Genomic DNA, 21,864 nt, shown 5'->3' with positions numbered 1-21,864 from the left:
CAATCCGTCCGCCCGTTCGCCGTATCGGAGGTCGGGTGAGGCGAGGATGAAATTTAATGAAAGGCCCGTCCCGGCTTCAGACGTTTTTGTAGAGGTACACGCCGAGAAACATGCCCAGGAGACTCAGCAGGCTGATCTTCAAGCTGAAGCCCAGGGTCAGTTTGATCAGGATCAGATCGATCGTCAGGGGCGGGCTGATGCCCGGGGTAAAGTTGGTCGCGAATACGGCTTGAATGGTGCCTTGGGGCGCCATGACGCGGAGAATCTCTCCCAGAATCCCGCCCAGAAGTCCACCGATGAGCAGAAAGATGAGGAGAACCCAGGGAGATTTTCTCACGATCACGACCTCATAACCCGTTGAGGACACTCAGCGATTCATGTTCAGGACCATAGCGAAAGGTCCCGGGCATGTCAACAAAATGCTCGCGTCGATCCCTTGACTTCACCGGCACGGTTCATTAGACTGCCCGGTGCTCTTTTGCTAGATTTTTCGAGGCGATCGGAGATCTGGATACAGCGGCTTCGATTGCCTTTTTCTTTGTGACGATATGCTCGACGCGCTCAGCGAAAAATTCGAAAAAATCCTGAAGAAGCTCCGCGGCTCCGGTGTACTCACCGAGCAGAACATCGCGGAAGCCATGAAGGAAGTCCGCCTGGCCTTGCTCGAGGCGGACGTGAATTTCAAGATCGTCAAAGACTTCGTCGAACGGGTCGGCAAGAAGGCCGTCGGCCAGGAAGTCATGCAGAGCCTGACGCCGGGCCACCAGGTCGTGAAAGTGGTCTGGGACGAACTCCGCGCCATGATGGGCGGGGAGAAGGCCGGGCTTGCACTATCGTCGGCGCCGCCGACCGTCGTCATGATGGTCGGACTCCAAGGCGCCGGCAAGACCACGACCTGCGGCAAGCTGGCCCGGTTCTTCAAACAGCAAGGCCGGCGCGTGCTGCTGGTTGCGGCAGATCCCCGCCGCCCCGCCGCAGGCGATCAATTGGCGTCTTTGGGACGGGATCTTCAGATCGACGTGCACCGGCAGGACCAGGCCGGGGCTTCGCAGACCGACGTCGTGCGCATCTGTCAAGACGGCGTCCGGCGCGGAACGGACCAGGGGTTCGACGTGGTCGTACTGGATACGGGCGGGCGCCTGCATGTCGACGATGAGTTGATGGGCGAACTCGTCGCGGTGAAAGCCGCGGTGAAACCCCACGAAGTGCTGCTGGTCGCCGACGCCATGACCGGACAGGACGCGGTCAACATGGCCACGCAGTTTCACGAGCGCGTCGGGGTGACGGGCATCATCCTCACCAAAGTGGAAGGCGATGCGCGGGGCGGCGCCGTGCTCTCCATCCGTGCGGTGACCGGCCAGCCGATCAAGTTCCTGGGCGTCGGGGAAAAGCTCGATGCGCTGGAACTGTTCCATCCGGACCGCATGGCGTCCCGTATTCTGGGGATGGGCGACGTGCTGTCCCTGATCGAGAAGGCGCAGGAAACGTTCACGCGCGAGCAGGCGGAAGAAGCGCAGAAGCGGCTGACGAGCAATACCTTTACGCTGGAGGATTTCCGCGCCCAGTTGGCACAGGTCAACAAGCTCGGCTCGTTGGATCAGATCCTGGGCATGCTGCCGGGGGGCCAGAAGCTCCGCGGAGCCATGGAGGGGCAGGTGCCGGAACGGGAGATGAAGCGCGTCGTCGCGATCATCGATTCGATGACCCGGCGGGAGCGGCGCGACCATACGCTCATCAACGGCAGCCGCAAGAAGCGGATCGCGCGCGGGAGCGGGACCAACGTGATGGAAGTCAACCGCCTGATCAAGCAGTTTCTCTCGGCGCGCAAGCTCGCCAAGATGCTGACGGGCGCGAGCGGCCGCCGCCAATTGGCGCAGCTGCTGAACTCGAGGTAACGCGCCGCTTCCCGCAGGCGCAGGCGTGTGAACCATCCGGATCGACACTCAACCGGGCTGACGGGTATTCCAGATAGCTCGCTTATTTCAAAGGAGGACTGACAGTGGCCGTTCATTTGCGATTGACGAGAACCGGGCGACATAAACGCCCCCTGTATCGGGTCGTGGCGGCGGATTCACGGAAGCCGCGCGACGGAAGGTTCCTGGAAATTTTGGGGATCTTCGATCCGCTCAAGCCGGCGGGATTGCCGGAACTCAAGCAGGAGCGCGTGCTCAGGTGGCTGCACCAGGGCGCCCAGCCCACGGTGACGGTCAAGACACTGTTGCGCCGGTCCGGGCTGTGGAAGCAGTTCGAAACCGAGAAGACGGCGAAGAAGAAAGAGGCATAATTCCTTGGTCGCCGCGCAGGACGATCGCGTCACGGTCGGCCGAATCGAACGGCCCTTCGGCGTGAAGGGGGAAGTGAAGGTTCGTCCGTTGAGCGATGTGCCCGGCCGGTTCGACCGGTTGAAGTCCGTGAGCGTCGTCGGGGCGGAGGGGCTGGTTCGTAACGAAGAGGTGACGCATGTGCGGCGCGCCGGCGCGTCTTACATCATGCGTTTTGCCGGCATTACCACGCCCGAAGCCGCGGGCCTGCTGCGCGGAACGCTGATTCAGGTCCCGCCGCGCGAGAAGGGGCGGGCGGCCGAACCGGCCGACGTATTTTACGAGTGCGATCTCGTCGGGATGCGCGTCGAAGATGAAGGGGGCCGAGCGTTGGGAACGATCGACGCGTTGTGGGAACTGCCGGGGCAGCATATCATCGTCGTCCGCGATGGAGATCGCGAGCTCCTCATCCCCGCCGTGAAGAATTTCGTGGCATCGGTCGACGTGCTGGGACGGCGCATGATCGTGCGGGCGCTCGAGGAACTGGTCGAGGACCGCGATGCGTTGTAACGTCATCACGCTGTTTCCGGAGATGATCGCCCCCGTCGTCGGCGCGAGCATGTTGAAGCGGGCGCAGGAGAAGGGGCTGTTGACCGTGCAGGTCCACAATCTGCGCGACTTTACGCTCGACAAACACAAGGTCGCGGACGACGTGCCGTACGGCGGCGGGGCCGGCATGGTCATGAAGGCCGAACCGATTTTGCGCGCGGTCGAGGAGATCCGGGCGGGCTATCAGCGGAATGGCGAGTCGATCCGGCTGCTGTTTCCGTCGCCGCAGGGCCGTCCGTTCACGCAGGCCTACGCGAAAAGCCTGGCCGAGGATTCGCGGCCGCTCGTGATGCTCTGCGGCCACTATGAAGGCATCGACGAGCGGGTCAGGGTGTCGCTCGGACCCGAGGAAGTGTCGGTGGGGGATTACGTGCTGACCGGCGGAGAACTGGCGGCGCTGGTGCTGATCGATGCGGCGGCGCGGTTGGTGCCGGGCGTCCTCGGGGATCCCGCCTCGAACGTGGAGGAATCGTTCAGCGAATCGCTGCTCGAGTATCCCCACTACACCAGACCGGTCGAGGTGCGGGGCATGGCCGTTCCGGAGGTGCTCCTGTCCGGTCACCATGAGGTGATTCGGCGCTGGCGGCGCAAGGAGGCGTTGCGCACGACCTACCGGCATCGGCCGGATCTGTTGAGGGATCGTGTATTGAATCAGGAAGATCGTCAATTGTTGGATGACATTATCCGAGAAGGCACGCCGGCGATGCCGGTTCGATGCGGGGAGGAGGGGTAAGCCATGAATCAGCTGGAACGAGTACAACGGTCGCTCACGAAGAAATCGATGCCCCATTTTGAGATCGGGGACACGGTGCGTGTGCACGTGAAGGTCATTGAAGGCGAGAAGGAACGCATTCAGGTCTATGAAGGGGCGGTCATCGCCCGTAAGGGGACGCTGAACACGGAAATGTTCACCGTACGCAAGGTTTCCTACGGCGTCGGGGTGGAGCGCATTTTCCCGGTGCACTCGCCGATCGTCACCAAGATCGACGTCATGCGCCAGGGAAAAGTCAGACGGGCCAAGCTCTATTATCTCCGTGGCAAGAAAGGCAAGTTCTCCCGCGTGGAGGATCGCGAATTCGTGGCCGAGAGCAAGGCCCAGGCTCCGGCCGCGCGCGCGGAGGAGCCGGCGGGAGCCAAAGTCGAATCCGCGTCTCCCGCGCACGCCTAGCGATACCGGGTTTTCTCGACCACGTGGACCGGTTGCCGCGACCTCCTTGGTGAAGGCGACTTCGTGGGACCTACCGACGAATTTGAATTGGAGGCCAGGCGATGCGGCTACCGCCGGATCGCCGGCCTCGACGAAGCGGGGCGAGGCCCGCTCGCCGGCCCCGTGGTCGCCGCTGCGGTCATCCTGCCCAGCCGGTGCCGCTTGGCCGGGATCGACGACTCCAAACAGCTCACCGAGCCGGAGCGCAATCACCTCTTCATCCTCATCACGCAACGAGCCGTGGCCATCGGCGTCGGTTCGGCCTCCCATGAAGAGATCGATCGCGTGAATATTCTGGAGGCCACGCGCCTGGCGATGTACCGGGCCGTCGCCGCCCTCTCGCTCGTGCCGGATTGCCTGCTCATCGATGCCGTCAGCTTGCCGAGGGCGAGGCTGCCGGTTCGGTCCATCATCAAGGGCGATGCGCTGTCCGTCTCCATCGCGGCCGCGTCCATCGTCGCCAAAGTGACTCGGGACCGGCTCATGGCCGAGTACCATGCCGTCTATCCGCAGTATAATTTCCTGTCCCACAAGGGCTATGGAACGGAAGAGCACCGGCAGCGCCTGAGCGAGCACGGACCGTCGGAGATTCACCGGCGCACCTTCGCGCCGGTCGCGAACATCCTGGCTCCCCGGCCTGTCCCGCATATTGATATGTCGTTCATGGATATGGATGAGCAGTTCAGTGAGAATCCTTGACCCCAGACGGCTCTTTGGGCAAGAAGGAGAAGCGGCGGCGGAGGACTTTTTGATCCGCAAGGGCTATCGGATCGTCGCGAGAAATCTCCGCTCCTCCCTGGGCGAGTTGGATCTGGTCGCCGAAGATGGACCGACCCTGGTCTTCGTGGAGGTGAAGGCGCGCCGGACCGAGGAATTCGGCGGAGCCGCCTATGCCGTGCACGAACAGAAGCAGCAGAAGCTGATCCGTCTCGCCGCGCAATTTCTCGCACGGCATCATTGGAGCCGCCGGTCCTGCCGGTTTGACGTGGTGCTCGTGCAGCAGCGGGCGGGATCCGGTCCGCCCCGTATCGAACATATCTGCGACGCCTTCGACGTTCCGGGGGACGATCTCCGCTGGTAATCTCCATGATCGAACTGATTCGCGTGTCCAAGCAGTATGACCGGCGTCCGGCCCTGTCGAACGTCACCCTGGAAATCGAGAAAGGCGAATTCGTGCTGCTCATGGGGGCCAGCGGCGCCGGCAAGTCCACGCTGCTCAGGATGCTGATCGGCGCCGAACGGCCGGACGACGGGCAGGTCTTCGTCTACGGCAAGAACGTCACCGCCCTGAAGCAGGGGGACATTCCGTACCTGCGGCGCAAGGTGGGCACCGTGTTCCAGGACTTCCGCCTGCTGGCGAAAAAAACGGTCTTCGACAACGTCGCCCTTCCGTTGCTGGTGCAGGGCATCTCCGCGCAGGACATCCGGCGCAAGGTCACGGAAGCGTTGCGGGCCGTCGGAGTCGAGCACAAACGGGATCAGCTGCCGATGGTCCTGTCCACCGGCGAGCAGCAGCGCGTCTGCATCGCCCGGGCCATCGTCAACGGCCCCGTGGTGCTGTTGGCGGACGAGCCGACGGGCAACCTGGATCCCGGCCTGACGGCCGAGATCATCGAGCTCTTCAAGCTGATCAACGCGCGCGGCACCACCGTGGTGGTCGCGACGCACGATCCTCAGGTCATGACGCAGGTCAACCGGCGGGTGATCACGCTGTCCCACGGGACGCTCACGCCGGAGAAGTGGGTCCCGGCATGAGAACGCTGTACTATCTCCTGCGGGAGGCCTGGGTCAATTTGCGCACCAACCGCACCACGACCATGGTGGCGATCCTGACCACCGCCTTCACCCTGGCTTGTGTCGGCGTGTTCCTTCTCCTCTACGTGAATCTGCGCGCGGCGGCCGGCTGGCTCCAGGACGACATCAAGATCATCGTGTACCTTGATGACCATCTTTCATCGGATGCGCGGGCCGATCTCGAGCAACAGTTGCGCGGCGACCATGCAGTGGCGGCGATCCATTTCGTCTCCAAGGAGCAGGCCCTCGGGGAATTCAAGGATCAGTTCCCGTCGGAATCGCATTTGCTGGAAGGCTTGGGACAGAATCCGCTTCCGGCGTCGTTCGTCGTGACGCTGGGACCGGCTTTCCGGTCCCTTGACGCGGTGAAGCGCTGGTCGGAGCGGGTGCAAGGCATGACCGACGTCGCCAAGGTGGATTACAACCAGGATTGGATCGACGCGCTGGCAATGGTGATCCGATCCATCGAGCTGGTGGCCATCGGCATCGGAGTCATCCTCTCCGCGGCGGCGGTGACGATCATCGCCAATACCATCCGGTTGACCTTGCTGGCGCGGCGCGACGAAATCGCCATTCTTCGATTGATCGGCGCGACCACCGGCTTCATCCGCATTCCCTACCTGCTGGAAGGGGCCGTGCTCGGCGGTCTCGGAAGCGCGATCTCGCTGTTCATGCTCAAGCTCCTGTACGAGTTGTTTCGGCGCGAGATGCGGACGAGCGGGAAGCTCAGCGGGCTGGACAATCTGCTGGCTTTTTTCCCGATGCCGCTCTGCCTGGCGCTGATCGTCGTCGGCATGGCGCTCGGATGCGCCGGAAGCTTCGTCTCGCTTCGACGGTTCGACGAGGCCAAGGCATGAGACACTGGACGGCCGGATTTCTGCTTGCCGCCTGCCTCGTCTCGTCGCTGGGAGCGGCCTCCCAGGTCTCGGCCGACGCAATCAGCGACAAGATCGAGAAAGAGCGCAAGATGCTCGAACGCCTGAAGGATCAAATCGAGGAAAAGCGGAAACAGGCGGACGAGGCGGGCAAGAAGCGCGACTCCCTGCTTCAGGGGCTCCAGACGCTCGACGAGCGGCTCGTGCAGGTGAGACACGCGAACCAGGACGTCAGCCGCAAGATCCGCAAGAAGGATCAGGAAATCGAGACCATCAACCAGCAGATCACCAAGCTGCAGGGAAGCATCCGGCAGAGACGGGACGCCATTCTGGCGCGTCTGCGCGTGCAATATATGGAAGGGCGGTCTGGGTATTGGAAGACCCTGCTGGCGTCCGATTCGTACGGCGACTTCCAGCGCAGGCTTCAGTACCTGTCTGCCGTCTCCGAGCGCGACTACGCCCTGCTCGAGACGTTCAAATCAGACGTCAACGACATGGAGGAGGCCGAGCGGCAGCGGGAATCGGCGCGCGCGGGCATGAGGGTCTACAAGCAGAGTACCGAGAAGCAGCTTCATGAGATGAGCTCGGTCAAAAAAGAGAAGAAGGTCTATCTGACGAAGATTACGCAGGAAAAGGAGTCCTCGGAACGGGCCCTGCAGGAACTGGAAAAATCCGCGGTCAGGATCGACAGCCTGCTGCGTGAATTGGAGCAGCGGCGGCGCGCGGCCTTGGCGAGGCCGCCGGTCGCCGGCACCCAGCACCGGGGCGTGAAAGGGATGCTTCCATGGCCGGTGGACGGCAGCGTCATTTCGTATTTCGGCCGCCAGAAGCACCCCACATTCAATACCTACGTCCAGCGGAAGGGAATCGAGATCCGCGCAAGCGAGGGAAGCCTCATCCATGCCGTCATGCAGGGGACGGTCGTCTATGCGGACTGGTTGAAAGGCTACGGACTCGTTATAATCCTGGATCATGCCAACGGGTTCTTTTCCCTGTACGCGCACGCCTCGAAAATTCTGACCACGGTGGGCGCGCAGGTGACGGCGAACCAGGCCATCGGGGAGACCGGAGATACGGGCATGACGAAGGAAAATACTTTATACTTCGAACTGCGGGAAGGGACCGAAGCGGTCGATCCCATGCAATGGTTGACGAAACGGTAACATGAGTGCGCGCGAGATCCGGACTCGGAACGTCGGCTCTCGGAGGCTGGGACAGAGTCGGAAGGCGGTCTGTCCGGAAGGAAAGGATTGAGGCTTATGGAACGGTATCCACGGCGGCGATTCTGGATGTTGAGTCCGGTGATCGGTCTGGCTCTGGTCTTCGGAGTCGTGATCGGCAAGGGATGGGAGCGCACCGGCCATGCCACCGAGACGTACGAGGAGTTGAAGACCTTCTCCGAGGTCCTGACCCAGGTTCAAAAAAACTACGTCGATGAAACGAAAGTGAAAGATCTCGTTCAGGGCGCGATCCGCGGGATGCTGTCCACGCTCGATCCCCATTCGGCCTACATGACGCCCGAGATGTACAAGGAGATGCAGGTCGAGACGAAAGGCGAGTTCGGGGGCGTCGGCATCCAGATCGGGGTGAAGGAGAATCGGCTGGCGGTCATCGCGCCCATCGAGGGCACCCCGGCGTTCCGCGCCGGCATCAAGGCGGGCGACTACATCACGAAGGTCAACGACGAGACGACCAAGGACCTCACACTGATGGACGCGGTGCAGAAGATGCGCGGTCCCAAGGGCTCCAAGGTGAATCTCACGATTCAACGGGATGGCACGACGGATCCGCTCCAGTTCACGCTCGTGCGCGACACGATCAAAATCGAGAGCGTCAAGTCGAAGGTGATGGACAACATCGGCTACGTACGGCTGACGCAGTTCCAGGAAGCCACGGGCCGGGATCTCAGCCGTGTGCTGAAGCAGTTCAAGGAACAGAAGCTCCAGTCCACCATCCTCGATCTCCGGAACAATCCGGGCGGCCTGCTGACGGCGGCCGTGGAAGTTTCTGAGCAGTTCCTGCCGAACGGCAAACTCGTGGTCTATACGAAGGGCCGCGAGAGCAAGAAGGACGAATGGTTCGCCAAGGGCAGGGATCAGATGGACGATGCGCCGATGATCATTCTGGTCAACGAGGGATCGGCGAGCGCGTCGGAAATTGTGGCCGGAGCGCTGCAAGACTACGGGCGCGCCGTGATCGTCGGCACGACGTCGTTCGGCAAGGGATCGGTGCAGACGATCCTTCCTTTGGGTGACGGATCCGGGTTGCGTCTGACCACCGCCAAGTACTACACGCCGAAAGGCCGATCGATCCAGTCGACCGGCATCACGCCGGACATCGTCGTGAAGCCGCAGTCGCCGGTCACGGTGGCGAAGGCTGACGCCAAACCGGGAGAGAAGGACGCGGACGCCAAGGCCAAACCTGGCGCCGCAGCGGGGAAGGAGCAGCCATCCACCGGCGCAAAGCCCGAAGAGGCTGCGACCAAGAACGGAAGCGCTCCGGCCGCGGCTCCGTCGGCCGATCCGTCGGGCGATCTTGCCATGGATCAGGACGTTCAGCTGCAGAAGGCGGTGGAGATGCTCAAGACCTGGAAGATCTTCAAGGAGCTGCGTCCGTCGTAGGCTGCGTCCGCGAGCGGAGCGAGGCGATCGCGTTCAACAGCGCGTCTTCCGGTCCGGTGAAGCCCGGCACCGTGCGCAGCATGTGGGAGCGGACCAGCCGCTCGAGATCCTCCAGGGTCGTGATGCTGAGGCGCGTGTACAGGTAGGTGACGAGGGAATCCGAGAGTCCGGGCAGAGCCGCCCATTCCTTGACCGGGTCGGGGAGGGGAGTCTTCAGCGATTCGTACGATTTCACGGTTCCCGTACGCAGGAATTCCTCGATCTTTTCCGCCAGCTCCCGTCCGATGCCGTCAATGTCTTCCAGCGCCTGCCGCTGAGCGACCGAGGCCAGGTCTTCTTCCAGGCTGAGGACCGAGTCGGCGGCCCGGCGGTAGGCCCGGACCCGATAGGGGTTGGCCCGCCGGCTTGCCAGAAGCTCGGCCATGGCGCGAAAGGTTGCGGCGATTTTCTGATTATTGATGGGCGTGTGCACGACGGCCCATTGTGCCGTCCTGGAGCGTCCGCTGACAAGGGAGGCGGGAGGCTTTGTTGACAATCGGAATTCCGGTTACCTAGGATAATCCGATGAATCAGTCGATCCACATTCGGGTGAACGGGGAGCCGCGAGGCTTTCAGTCCGGCGGAACCGTCGGCGATCTGCTGCGCGAACTCGCCATTACGACCGAACGGGTGGCCGTGGAACTCAACTTGGAAATCCTGGACCGCGCCGAGTTTGATCGGCGGGGACTTCAGGACGGAGACCGGGTCGAAATCCTGGGGTTCATCGGGGGCGGAACCGGGATTGCCGACGCGGCTTCCCTTATATAATGGAGAAGGGCGGTAGCCATGTATGACGATCGTTTGGTGATTGCCGGCCGCGAGTTCAAGTCGCGGCTGTGGGTTGGAACCGGCAAGTACAAGGACTTCGAGGAAACCAAGAAGGCAATCGAGGTATCCGGAGCCGACGTCGTCACGGTGGCCGTCCGACGGGTCAACATCACGGATCGATCCAAGGAAAACCTGCTCGACTACCTCGATCCGAAGAAGTACATCATCCTTCCGAATACCGCCGGCTGCTACACGGTGGAGGACGCGGTGCGGTATGCCAGACTGGCCCGGGCGGCCGGCGTGTCCGATCTGGTCAAGCTGGAAGTTCTGGGCGACGAGAAGACCCTCTTTCCCGATACCGTGGGCCTTCTCGAGGCCGCGAAGATTCTGGTCAAGGAAGGGTTCATCGTATTGCCCTACACGAACGACGACCCCATCGTCGCCAAGAAGCTGGTCGACATCGGCTGCCCGGCGGTCATGCCGCTCGCCGCGCCGATCGGGTCGGGGCTGGGGATCCGCAACCCTTACAATCTGAAGATCATCATGGAGACGGTCAAGGTGCCGATCGTGGTGGATGCCGGCGTCGGGACCGCGTCCGATGCCGCGCTGGCCATGGAGTACGGCGCCGATGCCGTGTTGATGAATACCGCGATCGCCGGGGCCCAGGATCCGATCGCCATGGCGGAAGCGATGCGGTACGCGGTGCATGCGGGACGGCTCGCCTACAAGGCCGGCCGCATTCCGCGCAAACTGTACGCGACGGCGAGCAGCCCGATCGAGGGGATGCTCTGACCGGCGGGCATCCGGTTCCGGCCGCTGCGCCCATGCCCCGCTTCGACTCCCGTCTTCTTCTCGTCACGGACCGGCAACAGACTGGCGGCCGGCCGCTGCGCTCGGTCGTGGAACAGGCATTGCGCGGCGGCGTCACGGCGGTGCAGGTCCGCGAGCGGGATCTGTCCACCCGGGCGCTGCTGGCCCTTGCGCGGGAACTCCGGGCACTCGCCGATCCGGCGGGATGCCGTCTGCTGATCAACGATCGTGTCGATCTTGCCCTGGCCACGGAACACACCGGCGTCCATTTGCGCAGCGACAGCCTGCCGGTCGCCGTGGCGCGCCGGCTTGTCGGTCCCGATCGCGTGGTGGGCGTCTCCGCTCATTCCGGAGAGGAGGTGCTGCGCGCAGAATCGGAGGGCGCGGACTACGTCGTCTTCGGTCCCATCTATGCAACGCCGTCGAAAGTGTCGTTCGGTCCGCCGTTGGGTCTGCACGAGCTGGAAAAAATCTGCGCGCGGGTGCGCATTCCGGTTCTCGGCATCGGCGGCGTGACGGCGGAACGCGCGCGCGAGGTCCGCGGAGCCGGTGCGTTCGGCGTCGCGGTGATCGCGGCGATTCTGTCGGCGCCCGACGTCGAACGAGCCGCGCGCGAGCTGATCGACGCGGCGTCATCGTGATGACGTCTTCGGCGCAAATGCGCGATCCGTGCGCGCGGGAACCCGCAGTCCTGTTGACCGTGAAAATAGCGGATGATAGAATCCACGCAGACTTGGACTTCAGTGTGGTGCAAACGGATTGACGCTTCCTTGGATGGTCACTGATGAGCGGGAAGAAGGGAAGTCCGAGCCGACTCCGGTCCCTCCGCGATTCCGTCACGCGAATGACGAAACGGTTGTCCGATGGAGAGGCGGATGTAATGCATCGCAATGACGAACATGCCCGTGAAGCCGAGAAGCTTCGAGTCCAGATCCAGTCGATGGAGGAAGAAATCCGCCGGCTGTATCAATCCCGCTACCAGCTCGATCAAGCCACCAAGCAAAACGAAAAACTCGTCCTGACGCTGCAGGAAGCCAAGGCGCAGATCGAAGCCTTGCGCGCCGAAGTCGAAAAGCTGACCGCGCCGCCCTCGACCTACGCGATCTTTTCCAGTCTCAATCAGGACGGCACCGGCAACGTCTACGTGTCGGGCCGCAAGATGAAGGTCAGCCTTCATCCCTCCGTGAGCGGTAAAGGATTGCGCAAGGGACAGGAGCTGATCCTCAACGAAGCGCTCAACGTCATCGAGGCCAAGGGCTTCGACGTGCAGGGCGAGGTCGTGCGGCTCAAGGATTTGCTTGAAGGGAACCGCGCGCTCGTGACGCTGCATTTCGACGAGGAAAAAGTCGCGGAGCTGGGCGACCCGCTGATTCTGGAGCGCCTCAGCGTGGGCGATCATCTGTTGTACGATCCGCGGTCCGGCTGCGTCATCGAGAAGCTGCCGAAATCCGAAGCGGAGGAGCTCGTTCTCGAGGAAGTCCCGGACGTGGACTATGCCCGCATCGGCGGCCTCCAGCGCGAGTTGGAGCAGGTGCGCGACGCCGTCGAGTTGCCGTTCCTGCACCCGGAGCTCTTCGCCGAATTTCATCTCAGCGCGCCCAAGGGCGTGCTCCTATACGGCCCGCCCGGCTGCGGCAAGACGCTGATCGCCAAAGCCGTCGCCAATTCCATCGCCAAAAAACTCGGCCACCTCACCGGCAAGGAAGTCCGGAGCTACTTCCTCCATGTGAAGGGTCCCGAGTTGCTCAACAAGTACGTCGGTGAATCGGAGCGGCAGGTCCGGGAAGTGTTCAAGAAGGCGAAGGAGCGGGCCGCCGACGGCAATCCGGTCATCGTCTTCTTCGACGAGATGGACGCGTTGTTCCGCACGCGCGGGACGGGCATCTCGTCCGACATCGAATCGACGATCGTGCCGCAGTTTCTCTCGGAGATCGACGGCGTCGAAAGCCTACGCAATGTGATCGTGATCGGAGCCAGCAACCGCCAGGACCTCATCGACCCCGCGGTGCTGCGCGCCGGGCGGTTGGACGTGAAGGTCAAGGTCGGCCGGCCGGAGATCGCCGCCGCGAAGGACATCTTCTCCAAGTATCTCGCCACGGACCTGCCGTTCGCGGAAGACGAACTCAAGCGGCACGGCGGAGACGCCAAGGCCCTGGTCGAGCACCTGACCCAGATCACCGTGGACGCGATGTATGCGACCTCGGAGGAGAACAAGTTCATCGAAGTGACCTATGCCAATGGCGAAAAGGAAATTCTCTACTTCAAGGATTTCGCCAGCGGGGCGCTCATCGAGGGCATCGTGTCGCGCGCGAAGAAGTACGCGGTCAAGCGGGCGATCGCCCAGGAAGGGCGTGGGCTCAGATCCGAGGACCTCATCCGGGCCATCAGGGAAGAGTTCAAGGAGCACGAGGATCTGCCCAACACGACCAACCCCGACGACTGGGCCAAGGTGGCCGGGAAGAAAGGCGAGAAGATCGTCCACATCCGGACGATCAGCGGCGCCCCGACCGATTCGCGCCAGATAGAGACGGTCACCACGGGCCACTATCTGTAAAACATGATCCATGGCGGACGCTAACGCTCCTTCGACACCTCGGGTGCTGGGTACGGAGACGGAATTCGGCATCGCATCGCGCGACGCCGCCCTGTCGGATCCCATTACCAACTCCCTCGCCGTCATCGGCCATTATCCCGGTCTCTCGGTACCGCATGCGGTATGGGACTACGAGAACGAAAATCCGCTCCTCGACGCCCGTGGTTTCGAGGTCGACGGCGAGCGGGAGCGGCCCAATCCCGACTACAACCGGCAGCTGAACAAGGTCCTGGCCAACGGCGGGCGTCTTTACGTCGACGGGGCCCATCCCGAATACTCCACGCCGGAATGCACGAACGCCCGCGAGGTCGTGGCCTTCGAACGGGTGGCCGAGCGGATTCTCGCCCAGTGCCTCGACGCCATGACCAAGGCGCGGGGCCGCGAACAGATCGTCCTGTACAAGAACAATTCCGACGGCAAGGGCAACAGCTACGGCTACCACGAGAATTATCTCGTGTCCCGGTCCGTGCCGTTTGAACGGCTCGTCCAGGTCCTGGCGCCGTTCTTCGTGACCCGTCCGATCTTCGCCGGCGCGGGGAAAGTGGGAGCGGAGAATCAGACCAGCCCGGCGGACTACCAGATCTCTCAGCGGGCCGACTTCTTCGAATGCCTGGTCGACTTGAACACGATGGTGAAGCGTCCCATCGTGAACTCCCGCGACGAACCCCATTGCGAATATGCCAAGTATCGCCGGCTTCACGTCATCGTGGGCGATGCCAACATGGCCGAGCTTTCGACCTATCTGAAAGTCGGCACGCTGGCGATCGTGCTCGATTTGGTGGAAGCGGGCGCGGACCTGCCGAAGTTCGAGCTGGAAGACCCGGTCCGGGCCATCAAGCAGGTGTCGCGGGATCTCACGATCAAGGAGCCGCTGCGGCTGGCCGGCGGGCAGGCAACGACGGCCTTGGCGATGCAACGCGGCTATCTCAAGGCGGCGATGGACTTTTATGCCTGCCACGATCTGCCGCAGGTGACGAAGGACGTGCTCGTCCGTTGGGAAGAAGTCCTCGACAAGCTGGAGCGCGATCCGCGTTCGCTGGTCCGCGAGCTGGATTGGGTGGCCAAGCGCCACCTGATGGAATCCTACATGGAGCGCAAGGGCTGCGGGTGGAACGATCCCCGCATCCGTTTGATGGATCTCCAATACCACGACGTCCGCCCCGACAAGGGTCTGTACTACACCCTCGAGCGCAGCCACATGGTCGAGCGCATCGTGCAGGACGTGGAAATCTCGCGGGCGGAGTTCATGCCGCCGTCGGGGACCAGGGCCTTTTTCCGCGGGCGCTGCGTGGGGAAATATGCCAAGTCGATCTACGGCGCGAGCTGGACCTCCGTGCTGTTCGACCTGGGCAACACGACGATCAAGAAAGTGCCGCTGATGGATCCGCTCCGAGGCACCGAGGCGCTCACCGCCGATTTGCTGGAGCAATCCGACAGCGCCGAGGCCTTGTTGGAGAAGTTGAAAGCCTGATGAAACTGCCTTTTCTCCCCAATCACGACGACTCCAGTTTTTTCGATTTCCTCACGGCGCAACACCCCGATCTCACCCCGGGCGTCCGGGCCGCGGCGCTGGCGCCTGCCGGAGCGGATGTTGCCAGGCAGGCCGGGTCCGTGACCGTGCCGCAGGCCACCACCGTGCTGGGCCTCAGGTATCAGGGCGGGGTCGTGATCGCCGGAGACCGTCGCGCGACCGAGGGCTTCCAAATCGCCGAGCGGCGCATCGAGAAGGTCTTCAAGATCGACGACTACTCGGCTATGGCGATCGCAGGTGCCGCGGGGCCCTGCATCGAGATGGCCAAGCTCTTTCAGACCGAGCTGGAACATTACGAAAAGCTGGAAGGCGTGCAGCTGTCCTGCGAAGGCAAGGCCAACAAGCTCGGCCAGATGGTGAAGGCCAACCTGCCCATGGTCTTTCAAGGTTTGGTCGTGATGCCGCTCTACGTCGGCTACGACCTGAAACGCGGGGAGGGCCGGATCTTCAAGTACGACCTGGCGGGCGGGCGATACGAGGAATCGGACTACCACTCCATTGGGTCCGGCGGGAAGGACGCGCGCAACGCCATGCGGGAACATTTCCGCAAGGGGATGTCCGAGCAGGACGCACTCAAGCTCGCGCTCATGGCCCTGTACAATGCCGCCGACGACGACGTCGGCACCGGAGGTCCCGATCTGGTCCGCGGCATCTATCCCACTGCGAAGATCGTGAACGCCACCGGGATTACCGACGTGCCCGAGCAGCAGATCCGCGGCATCTACGACGAGATGATCGCCGCCCGCCGGGCGAAGGAACACTGACCATGGCGATGCCCTATTACGTTTCGCCCGAACAGATGATGCAGGACAAGGCGGAGTATGCCCGCAAGGGCATCGCCCGCGGCCGTTCCATCATCGCGATGGAATACGTGAACGGCATCCTGTTGGCCGCGGACAATCCCAGCGCCTCCCTCCACAAGATTTCCGAGGTCTACGACAACATCGCCTTCGCCGGCGCGGGCAAGTACAGCGAGTTCGAGAACCTCCGCAAGGCCGGCATCCGGCACGCCGATCTCAAGGGATTCATGTACAGCCGTGAAGACGTGACCGCCCGCTCGCTGGCCAACGGCTACTCCCAGAGCCTGGGCACCATCTTCGGCCAGGAGCTCAAGCCGCTCGAAGTCGAGATCCTGGTCGTGCAGGTCGGCAACAACGGGCATGCCAACGAGATGTACCGCATCTCGTTCGACGGCAGCATCATCGACGAGCGTCTCTACGCGGTCATCGGCGGCAAGTCCGAGGCGGTGCAGGCTCTGCTCAAAGACAAGCTGCCCGCGGAGCCGCCGGATCTCAAGGCCGCGCTCTCGCTCTGCGTCTCGTCCCTCGATCCGACCGGAAGCCAGAAGTTGTCCCCGGAGAGCCTGGAGGTCGCGGTGTTGGATCGCACGAGGGACAGCAGAAAATTCCGCCGCTTCACCCCAACCGAAACCAAACAGCTGCTGTCCTGACGGTCGCCTCCCTCGCGTGCGAGTCCGAGCGATCTCCCGGTTCTGTTGAAGATCCCGGATAGGGTGTGTATTCTGTCTGGTTAGGGCGTCGTATCGACCCGCGCCGGCGGCTGACGGGTCAATAGGTACGTACTGGGAGGAACTGAATCCAATGATGTCCCCCGGTCCCATGAAGCAGCGGATCTTCGGCCTGGAGAACGAATATGGGCTCATCTTCTCGCCCAACGGCCGGATCTACCTGCCCATGGAGAAGGTGCTCGGCTATATCTTCGAAGGGCTGATTCCCAACAGTTGGCCCTCCAACGCCTTCCTCGTCAACGGCGCGCGGTTCTATCAGGACACCGGCTGCCACCCGGAATATTCGACCCCGGAATGCGACAACATCCTCGATCTGGTCGTCCACGACAAGGCCGGGGAGCGTCTGCTGGAGGCCTGTCTGCCGGCGGCCGAGGAACGGCTGCGCGAAGAGGGACTCTCGGGCGAGATCTACATCTTCAAGAACAACACCGACTCGCTGGGCAACACCTACGGGTGCCACGAGAATTTCCTCATGCGGCGCGACGTCGACTTCTGGAAGGTCACGGAACAGCTCATTCCCTTTTTCGTGACCAGGCAGATCTACAGCGGCGCCGGCAAGGTGCTGAAGGTGTCCGGCAAGCCGCAGTACTTCATCTCGCAGCGTGCGCAGCATATTCACGAAAAGACCTCCTCCTCGACTACGTCATCGCGGAGCATCATCAACACGCGGGACGAACCCCATGCCGACGCCGAACGGTACCGCCGGCTGCACATCATCGTGGGCGACTCCAACATGTCCGAGTTGGTGACCTACCTCAAGGTCGGCACCGCCACGCTGGTGCTCTCGATGATCGAAGAGGGGTACACGGTGCACGGGATGGAGCTGGAGGATCCGGTGAAGGCCATCCGGGAGATCTCCCGCGATCCCACCGTGAAACGCAAGGTGAAGCTGGATGACGGCCGGCAGTTGACCGCCGTGGAGATCCAGCGCGTCTATCTGGAGCGGGCCCAGGAATATCTGGCTCAGCAGGACCACGATCCGATCCTGGACGACGTCTGGAAACGATGGGCCACGATCCTCGACAAGCTCGAAGAAGACCCGCTGCAGCTCGTGCGCGAGGTCGACTGGGTCACCAAGCGGCATCTCATCCAGTCGTACATCGACAAGAAGGGCTGCGGGTGGGACGATCCGCGCGTCTTCCTGTTGGATCTCCAATTTCACGACGTGAAACGCACCAGGGGGTTGTACTATCTCATGGAATCTCGCGGCCTGGTGGAGCGGGTGGTGGAAGAAGACGCCGTGCAGCGCGCCATGTCCACGCCGCCGCAGACCACCAGGGCCAAAGTGCGTGGCGACTTCATCCGGTTCGCGCGGGCGAAGAACCGCTCGTACACGGTCGATTGGACCTACTTGAAGCTGAACGGTTATTGGGAAGAAACGATCCTGTGCATGGACCCCTTCAGCGCGGTGAACCGCCGCGTGGACGAATTGGTCGCCCAGGTATCGGGACTGCGCTTCTATCGATGATGGAACAGGCTGCCGTACAGACCGAGCGCACTTCGACGAGGACCTTCAGGCGGATGTCGTCCTTCGACCGGACGATCATCACCGGCGTTGTGCTGCTGACGAGCGTCTTTCCCGTTGAATTGTTCTCCACTGCGCCTCCTCCGCCCAGAGGCAGCGACGGCCAATACAGCGGCAAACAGGGGCAAGTCGTGGTGGTCAAGGTGCCACACCAGGAGGAAGTCACCGAGGTCAAGGGGACGATCCTCAACCGCACGGTTCCTTTCTTCCGGGAGTACCGGCGGGGCGAGGTGCCGGGCTACGTCGGCCTCATCGGCATCGACATGCAGGACGAACCGGGCACGCACGAGTTGGCGGTCGTCGTGACCAAAGGAGAAGAGGTCAAGCACCTGAGTTACAACGTGCTGGTCACGAAGGAAAAGTTCAACATCGAGCATCTCACGCTGCCCAAGGACAAGGTCGACCTGGACGACAAGGCGGTCACGCGCTGGAAGGCGGAGCAGGAGCAGGTGAAGCAGGCGCTGGTTGAGAATTCCGCCTCGCGGCTCTGGCGAAGCTCGTTTGTCGAGCCGGTCAGCGGCAAGCGCACCGGCATTTTCGGGAGCGTCCGGGTCATGAACGGCCAGCCGCGCAATCCCCACAATGGAGAAGACATCGGTGCGCCGTTGGGCACGGAAGTCGCCACGACCAACGACGGGGTCGTGCGCCTCACGGTCGATCATTTTTTTTCCGGCAAGGGGATCTTCGTCGATCACGGGTTGGGCTTCTACAGCATGTACTTCCATCTGTCTGAAGTGCTGGTGAAGGAAGGTGATTTGGTCAAAGCCGGCCAGGTCATCGGCAAGGTCGGGGCCACCGGCCGCGCCACCGGTCCGCATCTCCATTGGGGCGTCAAGCTGAACGGCGCCCGCGTGAACCCCTACGCGCTCCTCGATCTGCCGTTCAGCAGCGCCGCCGCGTCCGGTATGCCTCCTGCTTCGGCCTCTTCTGCGGCCTCACCCGTTTCAGCAGGGGCGATCTCAGCCAAGCAATAAAATAGTCGGGTCGCGACACGTGAGGTTGGGATTCGCGGGTCCTGTCGTGTCAACCAGCTTGACGTGCTCACTCCACCCATCCCCCAGTGGGTCCCTTCCGTTCCGCGCGATCAAGCCGGTCGCCACGCCACCCGCTCATGGTCACGTGTCGCTATCTTTAGGGGGGAGTAGAAGCGGACAGGGTGCCCGAGCTTCGGCACATGTCGCAGCATCCGCTTCTCAGTCCTCCTTAGGGAGGTGTAAGGGGATCAAGCCGGTCACCATGCCACCCGCTCCTGGTCACGTGTCGCTATCTTTAGGGGGGGAGTAGAAGCGAGCAGGGTGCCCGAGCTTCGGCACATGTCGCAACGCCCGCCTCTCAGTCCTCCCTAGAGAAGTGAGAGTGGGTCCCTTCCGTTGCGCGCGATCAAGCCGGCCACCACGCCACCCGCTGCTGGTTCCCAGGAAATCCGAAGCTCCAAATCACAAATCCGAAACCAGGGATGGAAAGGGCAGTAGTGGGTCATCCAGAAACGCTGAAGTTTGTCATTCCCGCGACAGCGGGAAGGTGGAGTCACATTTGAAGTGCAACAGATCACGAGTAGACACCTCTGCGGGCGTCTCATAGTCTAGACACTTGCGCGGGGTGTGATTGTAGGCCCGCACCAGCGCCAGCAAGCGGCGGGTGGAGAGCGTGGCCAAGTCCGTTTTCCGCGGGAGGGCGCGTCGCATCCGGCCGATCCCGTTTTCGATGCCTCCTTTCTGCCACGGCGCATGCGGGTCACAGAAAAACGTCTGCATGCCGAGCGGGTGCAGCTGATAGTGATACGCGAATTCGGTGCCATTATCAAAGGTGATCGTGCGGCGCAAGGCCGGCGGCAGTGTCTGAAACAGGGCGGTGAGGCGGCGTGCGACGGGCGAGGCCGCCTTGCTCGGTTGTCGGCTCGCCACCAACACGCGCGAGCGACGTTCATGCGTCACCAGGACCGCTTGGCCATATTTCGCAAACAGCATCAGATCGGCCTCCCAATGGCCGGGTTCCTGCCGCTGCTGGACCGCCGCCGGTCGCTCGCCAATCGCCACGCGGCGGCGGATGTGGTCCACGGCACTGCCGCCTTTGCGCCCCCGCCACCCACGCTTGCTTTTACCTCGCGGCAAATAGTGCCGCCAGCGATAGTCTTTCGTCCGGCGGATCTGGCTGGCGATGAACCGGTAGATCGACTCGTAGCTGATGCGCAGCACCCCGCCATCGCGCTTGAGCCGTCCGGCGACTTGAGCGGGCGACCAGCCCCATCCTAACCAGCGCAGGACGTGGACCTGCAGCGCCGGATGACGGAGCAGACGACTCCCGCGCCACCGGCGGCTGCGGGTCTGCTGCTGGGCGTAGGCGGGCGCATAGCCGACCTGCTGGCCGCGATTGCGCCTCAGCTCCCGCAGAATGGTCGATGGCGCGCGATCCAGAGCTGCTGCGATTTGGCGGATTGTTTGCCCGGCGTCGCGAGCCCGGGCAATCGTACACCGGTCTTCCAAGGAGAGCTGTGCATAGTGTCGTCCCATTGCAACACCTTATCCAACAGGTGTTGCACTTCGTTTGTGAATTTAGGGAAACCAGGCGAGAGCTTCATCCCAAATCACAGTTCCGAATTCATATGTTGGAAATCCCAACTGCCAAAGCTCACCGGATTGGGTGAGGAGCATTCAGGGAGGCTGCTGGCCGCTGCCGTGTTCCTCACCGGTTGCCGCCTGAAATACGTACTGAAGCTCGCCCTGTAAACCCAGCCGATCTACCCAATCCCATAGGTAAGCCAGGTCGAGTTGGAGACGCGGGTTCTTGACGATGGCAAGGACGTCGTCAAAATCCGTTGGCCGGCTGGCTTTCAATTTGAGGAGGATCAAATCCTCAGGAGAAACCACGGTGAGTGAAAGACCCTGGAGCAAGACTCTCTGGGCGCGTGCCAGGGTCTCGTGTTCATGCCGGTCTGCTGCATAAATGATGTCGAGAGGATAGTCCGGACAGCTCGGTGCGGCAAAGCGAGTGACCCGCGCTTTGGCCATCGGATTGGCGTCTAGCCATCGCTGATTCACCCTGATATCAGACAATGAAAGCTGTGTGATGAGTCGTGTCCGAGATTCGTCGTCGACTAGGACCAAGAGATCAAGATCGTTGGTCGCTCGAGGCCGTCCCCAAGCTCCGAGCGCGGCTCCGCCGATCAGACAATGGGGAATGGAAGCCTTAGATAAGATGGTCTGGGCGTTGGCTAAGAATGAGAGGAGGTCGGAAGGAAGAGACCAGTTGGGTTTGAGGGATGGCTCATCTGTATCCACGCTGCCACCAAGAAATGGGCTTGGTTACGGTTGCTCGGCCTCCGCTCCCGACGACTCAGAAAAGAGCGCAGCGGCAAAGGCTTTGGATAAGGCCATATGCGCATCCGACAGGCGGCAGCACTCCAAGATGCCTTCTTCCGGCGTCGAGGGATAGTCATCCGGACTGATCTGCGCCGCAGTCACGTGGAGTTTGCGCAACCAGATGGGGGGATTGGCAGGGTCGAAGGCCATGCGGGGATTGTACAGTACCGGAAAGGAAAGACAAAGCCGCTTCGAGGGGACTGGCTTCGGCCTGGCCGGTGCCTAGCTGGTTCCCAGGGAAATCCGAAGCTCCAAATTACAAATCCGAAACCAAGGACGGAAAGGGCAGTGGTCAGTTTGCCATCCGACGCACTGCAGTGTGTCATTCCCGCTTTCGCGAGAAT

General features: G+C 62.3%; 25 protein-coding genes. 20 read left to right on the top strand and 5 right to left on the bottom strand.

Annotation, left to right across the window (positions count from 1 at the left end; translation table 11 throughout):
• Positions 1 to 76: 76 nt before the first annotated feature.
• Complete coding sequence (locus NSJP_RS00300) at positions 77 to 337, bottom strand: DUF4321 domain-containing protein (RefSeq protein WP_080888462.1); 261 nt, start codon at positions 335 to 337, stop codon at positions 77 to 79.
• 211 nt (positions 338 to 548) lie between these two features.
• Between NSJP_RS00300 and ffh the strand changes: the two genes are divergently transcribed.
• The 11 genes from ffh to NSJP_RS00245 all read left to right on the top strand — a co-directional run bounded on the left by ffh (position 549) and on the right by NSJP_RS00245 (position 9,367).
• Positions 549 to 1,895 (top strand): signal recognition particle protein, encoded by a 1,347-nt coding sequence (gene ffh / locus NSJP_RS00295; protein WP_080884956.1) that lies wholly within the window; start codon positions 549 to 551, stop codon positions 1,893 to 1,895.
• 104 nt (positions 1,896 to 1,999) lie between these two features.
• Positions 2,000 to 2,284, top strand: coding sequence for a 30S ribosomal protein S16 (gene rpsP / locus NSJP_RS00290; RefSeq protein ID WP_080884955.1), 285 nt, complete (start codon positions 2,000 to 2,002; stop codon positions 2,282 to 2,284).
• 4 nt (positions 2,285 to 2,288) lie between these two features.
• Entirely contained in the window at positions 2,289 to 2,831 is a 543-nt protein-coding gene (rimM, locus tag NSJP_RS00285; RefSeq protein WP_080884954.1) for a ribosome maturation factor RimM, read from the top strand.
• Positions 2,821 to 3,603 (top strand): tRNA (guanosine(37)-N1)-methyltransferase TrmD, encoded by a 783-nt coding sequence (gene trmD, locus NSJP_RS00280; RefSeq protein WP_080884953.1) that lies wholly within the window; start codon positions 2,821 to 2,823, stop codon positions 3,601 to 3,603. The genes rimM and trmD overlap by 11 nt, the downstream gene beginning before the upstream one ends.
• 3 nt (positions 3,604 to 3,606) lie before the next feature.
• On the top strand, positions 3,607 to 4,038 hold the full coding sequence (rplS, locus tag NSJP_RS00275; RefSeq protein ID WP_080884952.1) for a 50S ribosomal protein L19: 432 nt from the start codon (positions 3,607 to 3,609) through the stop codon (positions 4,036 to 4,038).
• Between the two features lie 63 nt (positions 4,039 to 4,101).
• Positions 4,102 to 4,776 carry a ribonuclease HII gene (locus tag NSJP_RS00270; RefSeq protein WP_080884951.1) on the top strand — a complete coding sequence of 225 codons (675 nt, stop codon included), beginning with the start codon at positions 4,102 to 4,104 and terminating at the stop codon, positions 4,774 to 4,776.
• Positions 4,763 to 5,158, top strand: coding sequence for a YraN family protein (locus NSJP_RS00265; RefSeq protein WP_231989446.1), 396 nt, complete (start codon positions 4,763 to 4,765; stop codon positions 5,156 to 5,158). Before NSJP_RS00270 ends, NSJP_RS00265 begins: the two co-directional genes overlap by 14 nt.
• 5 nt (positions 5,159 to 5,163) lie before the next feature.
• Positions 5,164 to 5,832, top strand: a complete 669-nt coding sequence (gene ftsE, locus NSJP_RS00260) for a cell division ATP-binding protein FtsE (protein WP_080884950.1) — start codon at positions 5,164 to 5,166, stop codon at positions 5,830 to 5,832.
• Positions 5,829 to 6,728: a permease-like cell division protein FtsX gene (gene ftsX, locus NSJP_RS00255; RefSeq protein WP_080884949.1), complete on the top strand. Its 900-nt coding sequence runs from the start codon at positions 5,829 to 5,831 to the stop codon at positions 6,726 to 6,728. Before ftsE ends, ftsX begins: the two co-directional genes overlap by 4 nt.
• A complete protein-coding gene (locus tag NSJP_RS00250) occupies positions 6,725 to 7,909 on the top strand; it encodes a murein hydrolase activator EnvC family protein (protein WP_172834051.1) in 1,185 nt (394 codons plus the stop codon). The genes ftsX and NSJP_RS00250 overlap by 4 nt, the downstream gene beginning before the upstream one ends.
• Positions 7,910 to 8,005: 96 nt before the next feature.
• Entirely contained in the window at positions 8,006 to 9,367 is a 1,362-nt protein-coding gene (locus NSJP_RS00245; protein WP_080884947.1) for a S41 family peptidase, read from the top strand.
• On the opposite strand, the gene NSJP_RS00240 is transcribed toward NSJP_RS00245, so the two are convergent.
• Positions 9,345 to 9,839, bottom strand: a complete 495-nt coding sequence (locus tag NSJP_RS00240) for a histidinol-phosphatase (RefSeq protein WP_231989445.1) — start codon at positions 9,837 to 9,839, stop codon at positions 9,345 to 9,347. The two genes, NSJP_RS00245 and NSJP_RS00240, sit on opposite strands and share 23 nt — an antisense overlap.
• Before the next feature lie 92 nt (positions 9,840 to 9,931).
• On the opposite strand from NSJP_RS00240, the gene thiS reads away from it, so the two are divergent.
• The 9 genes from thiS to NSJP_RS19805 all read left to right on the top strand — a co-directional run bounded on the left by thiS (position 9,932) and on the right by NSJP_RS19805 (position 19,135).
• Positions 9,932 to 10,174, top strand: coding sequence for a sulfur carrier protein ThiS (gene thiS / locus NSJP_RS19570; RefSeq protein WP_231989444.1), 243 nt, complete (start codon positions 9,932 to 9,934; stop codon positions 10,172 to 10,174).
• An 18-nt stretch (positions 10,175 to 10,192) separates the two neighbouring features.
• Positions 10,193 to 10,966, top strand: a complete 774-nt coding sequence (locus NSJP_RS00235; RefSeq protein WP_197685451.1) for a thiazole synthase — start codon at positions 10,193 to 10,195, stop codon at positions 10,964 to 10,966.
• A gap of 32 nt (positions 10,967 to 10,998) precedes the next feature.
• Complete coding sequence (thiE, locus tag NSJP_RS00230; RefSeq protein WP_080884946.1) at positions 10,999 to 11,625, top strand: thiamine phosphate synthase; 627 nt, start codon at positions 10,999 to 11,001, stop codon at positions 11,623 to 11,625.
• A gap of 239 nt (positions 11,626 to 11,864) precedes the next feature.
• Positions 11,865 to 13,538: a proteasome ATPase gene (gene arc / locus NSJP_RS00225; protein ID WP_231989443.1), complete on the top strand. Its 1,674-nt coding sequence runs from the start codon at positions 11,865 to 11,867 to the stop codon at positions 13,536 to 13,538.
• Between the two features lie 10 nt (positions 13,539 to 13,548).
• Complete coding sequence (gene dop / locus NSJP_RS00220) at positions 13,549 to 15,048, top strand: depupylase/deamidase Dop (protein WP_080884945.1); 1,500 nt, start codon at positions 13,549 to 13,551, stop codon at positions 15,046 to 15,048.
• The gene (gene prcB, locus NSJP_RS00215; protein WP_080884944.1) at positions 15,048 to 15,872 is read left to right on the top strand and encodes a proteasome subunit beta; all 825 of its coding nucleotides are present in this window, start codon (positions 15,048 to 15,050) and stop codon (positions 15,870 to 15,872) included. Before dop ends, prcB begins: the two co-directional genes overlap by 1 nt.
• 2 nt (positions 15,873 to 15,874) lie before the next feature.
• The gene (gene prcA, locus NSJP_RS00210; RefSeq protein ID WP_080884943.1) at positions 15,875 to 16,558 is read left to right on the top strand and encodes a proteasome subunit alpha; all 684 of its coding nucleotides are present in this window, start codon (positions 15,875 to 15,877) and stop codon (positions 16,556 to 16,558) included.
• 169 nt (positions 16,559 to 16,727) lie between these two features.
• Positions 16,728 to 18,104, top strand: coding sequence for a Pup--protein ligase (pafA, locus tag NSJP_RS00205; protein WP_080888458.1), 1,377 nt, complete (start codon positions 16,728 to 16,730; stop codon positions 18,102 to 18,104).
• Between the two features lie 53 nt (positions 18,105 to 18,157).
• Complete coding sequence (locus NSJP_RS19805; protein ID WP_080884942.1) at positions 18,158 to 19,135, top strand: M23 family metallopeptidase; 978 nt, start codon at positions 18,158 to 18,160, stop codon at positions 19,133 to 19,135.
• 525 nt (positions 19,136 to 19,660) lie between these two features.
• On the opposite strand, the gene NSJP_RS00195 is transcribed toward NSJP_RS19805, so the two are convergent.
• From NSJP_RS00195 to NSJP_RS00185, 3 genes are all read right to left on the bottom strand, one after another.
• Positions 19,661 to 20,671, bottom strand: a complete 1,011-nt coding sequence (locus NSJP_RS00195) for an IS30 family transposase (protein ID WP_080884941.1) — start codon at positions 20,669 to 20,671, stop codon at positions 19,661 to 19,663.
• A 141-nt stretch (positions 20,672 to 20,812) separates the two neighbouring features.
• The gene (locus tag NSJP_RS19080) at positions 20,813 to 21,199 is read right to left on the bottom strand and encodes a nucleotidyltransferase (RefSeq protein ID WP_155969713.1); all 387 of its coding nucleotides are present in this window, start codon (positions 21,197 to 21,199) and stop codon (positions 20,813 to 20,815) included.
• Between the two features lie 264 nt (positions 21,200 to 21,463).
• The gene (locus NSJP_RS00185; RefSeq protein ID WP_080884939.1) at positions 21,464 to 21,670 is read right to left on the bottom strand and encodes a hypothetical protein; all 207 of its coding nucleotides are present in this window, start codon (positions 21,668 to 21,670) and stop codon (positions 21,464 to 21,466) included.
• Positions 21,671 to 21,864: the final 194 nt, after the last annotated feature.

It is taken from the genome of Nitrospira japonica (assembly GCF_900169565.1).
Lineage (GTDB): Bacteria > Nitrospirota > Nitrospiria > Nitrospirales > Nitrospiraceae > Nitrospira_C > Nitrospira_C japonica_A.
Note: the sequence above shows the minus strand (reverse complement) of the source record. Positions and strands in the feature narration are given on the sequence as shown.